Here is a 3,637-nt window from a genome sequence, read left to right as displayed (position 1 = left end):
CGACATTCATGCCATCCATGGCCGCTGAAACAATCCCGCCCGCATAGCCAGCACCTTCTCCGCAAGGATAAAGTCCAGCGACGGTCGGATGCTCCAGCGTGGCCGAATTTCGGGGAATAGTGACCGGAGAACTCGTGCGTGATTCCACACCGACCATCACAGCTTCAGCGGTGAGATAGCCTTTCATTTTTTTTTCAAACTGGCGCAAGCCCGCCCGCATTTTCCGTACAATCACATCCGGTAGCAATTCATGAATTGGAGCGGAGGTCAAACCGGGTTTGTAACTGCATGCGGGAAGATCCGTTGAAATGTTTCCCGTCATGAAATCGGTCACACGCTGTCCGGGGGCTTTTTGATGGCCGCCACCGATTTGGAAGGCCCTCTGCTCCAGTGCTTTCTGGTAGGCAATTCCCGCCAAGGGGCCCTCCTGCAACCATGGAGTCAAGTCAGATTCATCCACACTGACGACCAATCCTGAGTTGGCAAAGGCTGAATCCCGACGTGAGAGGCTCATGCCATTCACGACCACTTCGCCTGGCTCCGTCGCGGCCGGAATAATGAAGCCACCGGGGCACATGCAGAAGGAAAAAATTCCTTTATTTTCCAAAGTAACCGCCAGACGATAGCTGGCAGGCGGCAGGCGAGGATCGCGGACTTTTGCATGGTATTGAATCTCATCAATCAGTGCCTGGGGATGCTCGATACGGACACCCAGAGCGAAGGATTTAGACTCAAGCAGAATTTGATGGGAATGCAGAAGTCTGAAAATATCACGTGCGGAGTGCCCTGTCGCCAGAATGACAGCCTGGCTTTCCAGGGTTTGACCATTTTGAAGCACAACACCTCGTAGGTGTTGATTCCGGTCCATTAAAAAATCGGTGACCCGGCTCTCAAAATGGATTTCACCTCCAGCCCCCAGAATGCTTTCACGCATTGCCACCACCACATCGGGCAGTTTGTTGGAACCAATATGCGGATGCGCGTCAACCATGATGTCCGGATGCGCTCCATGAGCCACAAACGTTTCCAGAATCTTTTTGATATTTCCCCGTTTGTTGGCCCGGGTATACAGTTTTCCGTCAGAATAAGTCCCTGCGCCGCCTTCGCCAAAGCAGTAATTGCTGTCAGGATTCACCAGACCCTTGCGCTGAATCTCTGCCAGATCCCGTCGCCGGTCCCTCACGGTTTTGCCTCGTTCAAGAATGACGGGTTTCAGTCCCAGTTCGATCAATCTCAGTGCGGCGAACATCCCAGCCGGGCCACAGCCCACAATGATTACCCGGGGTTTCGCCCTGACTGACGGATAATTCCATTGGGGTTGAAGGCTTTCAGGCAGAGGTTCATCCCAATACACGTCGAACTGGAGATTGACCTTGATGTTCTGCTGTCTGGCATCGAGAGAGCGTTTCCTCAACCGCAAGCCGGTGATTCGGGAAACCTCAATCTGGAGGGACTTTGCCGCAAAATTCCGTTGTTCTTCCGGATTGTCAGCCTGATCGAGAGTCAGGACAAGATTGAGTGTGGCGTGCATGGGGTTAAACCTGATGAAGGATCATGAAAAAAAGTGCTGGACTGATTTATTCTGTATGGTCTCAACAAGCAAATAATTTGCAAACGGATGTTCGGCAAGTCGGCAATTTATAAGAAATCTCTACGAATGGACGTTAAAAAAATAACTTAGGAACTTTCTGGTTAAGAACGTCCCGTTCGTAACCGTTCCATGACCAACCTCCGGTGGGTGCGAAGCAGAGCTTCGCCTGGTGGATAACGTGCCCCACGGGACGTAGGGCACGAGCAAAATTTTACAACTTATTCTTTTGCTGTTTCTAAACAGTGAGGTCAATTCCTGTTTCATTACCTGCTGAAGTTTCACTTGGACTTGGTTCCTGAATGCGTTAATCTGTGGGCCTGATTATTATTATTTAAAAGGAGCACCATGCCTGAAATATTAAATCTTAATGCCAGAAACCGTATTGTGTCGTGGGCCAACAGCCATGACCTGCATGAGGAAGAACAGCGTATGCTGTTCAACATGGCTCAATTGCCCTGTGTCTTCAAACATATCGCGTTGATGCCTGACGCCCATCTGGGAAAAGGCGCGATGGTGGGTTCCGTCATTGCGACCCGTGACGCGATTATCCCTGCCGCTGTGGGTGTTGACATCGGTTGTGGAATGATGGCTCGCAAACTGGACCTCAAAGCTTCCGCTCTCGAAGGAAAACTGAGAGATCTCCGCTTGAGCATTGAAGCCAGAATTCCTGTTGGTTTTGAAGAAAATGATCGTGTCGACAAAGAGGTAGAAAACTGGAATGGCTGGAAACGCTTCAAAGAACTGCACAAAGGTGTTCAGGAAAAATCAAAAAAATCCATGAAACAATTGGGATCCCTCGGCGGCGGCAATCATTTTATTGAAATCTGTGTGGAACCGGACGTGTCGGATTCCAATGTCTGGGTCATGCTCCACAGCGGTTCACGGCATATTGGCAATGCGCTGGCAACATGCCACATTAACTCTGCAAAATATCTGAACAAACTCATGGAACAGAAGGCACCAGACCCCGAGTTGTCTTATTTTGTACAGGGAACCTCTGAATTTCACAGTTACTGGAATGATCTTCAATGGGCGCAGAAATACGCGTTCCGCAACCGTGAAGTGATGATGGATCGCATTCTGGGTGTATTGGCCAAAAGACTGAATGAAGGCCATCCGTTGGGAATCCAGATGTCTGTCAATTGCCATCACAATTATGCGGAACTGGAACATCATTTTGGCGAGGATGTTTATGTCACCCGCAAAGGCGCTGTTCGGGCACAAGCCAATGATTTTGGCATTATTCCAGGGTCAATGGGCTCAAAGTCCTATATCGTCAAGGGCAAAGGCAATGAGGACAGCTTCTGTTCATGCAGTCATGGTGCCGGACGGCAGATGTCACGTACCAGGGCACAAAAACAATTTTCCGTCCATGATCTGGAATATCAAACGCAGGGAGTGGAATGCCGCAAGGATCAACATGTTCTGGATGAAATCCCCGGAGCCTACAAGGACATTGATGTTGTGATGAACGCCCAGAGTGATCTGGTGGAAGTGGTTGCCTGTCTGAAACAGGTGGTGTGTGTCAAAGGTTGAAGTTTTGCGGTTCAATTACGATTCAACCCATCGTTCCAGGCCAGTCGGGTGGATAAATTATTAAAAAAATAGTTGCTGTCCATGAATATCAGTTTGGCCCGCAGGTTGGATTCTTTCACTATAATTTTGTCATTGATGGCCAACGGCAGTTTCTCTTTGCCATCCACGGACAAATAAATGTCTGTTTCCCGGGTGAAGGCTGTGATTTGAATCTTGATTTCAGAAGTATGGTCGACAATCAGATGACGTGCGGTGAAATTATACTCATTCAATCCAGCCAAAATCATACAACGCACTTCAGGCATGACAATGGGACACCCGGCTGACAGCAGATAAGCCGTACTGCCAGTGGATGTTCCAACAATCAATCCGTCTCCGCGGATTCTGCGTATATGCTGGTCATTGATGCTGAGATCCAGCGCAATCATGTGGGTCGCTCCGCGGATCACCACTTCATTGACTGCGTAGACGGTTCCACCGGGATAATCGCACTCCAGCATGGAACGCTCA

General features: G+C 49.5%; 3 protein-coding genes. 1 reads left to right on the top strand and 2 read right to left on the bottom strand.

All coding sequences use genetic code 11. The features are described from left to right. A partial coding sequence (locus HQM11_21335) for an FAD-binding protein (GenBank protein MBF0353584.1) occupies positions 1 to 1,531 on the bottom strand: 1,531 nt, incomplete at its 3' end. A gap of 405 nt (positions 1,532 to 1,936) precedes the next feature. Here HQM11_21335 and HQM11_21330 point away from each other — a divergent pair. Beyond that, positions 1,937 to 3,127, top strand: coding sequence for an RtcB family protein (locus HQM11_21330; protein ID MBF0353583.1), 1,191 nt, complete (start codon positions 1,937 to 1,939; stop codon positions 3,125 to 3,127). A gap of 11 nt (positions 3,128 to 3,138) precedes the next feature. Here HQM11_21330 and HQM11_21325 read toward each other — a convergent pair. Next, the coding region (locus tag HQM11_21325; GenBank protein ID MBF0353582.1) for an NAD(+)/NADH kinase at positions 3,139 to 3,637 on the bottom strand (499 nt) is incomplete at its 5' end.

It is taken from the genome of SAR324 cluster bacterium (genome assembly GCA_015232315.1).
GTDB lineage: Bacteria > SAR324 > SAR324 > SAR324 > NAC60-12 > JADFZZ01.
Note: the sequence above shows the minus strand (reverse complement) of the source record. Positions and strands in the feature narration are given on the sequence as shown.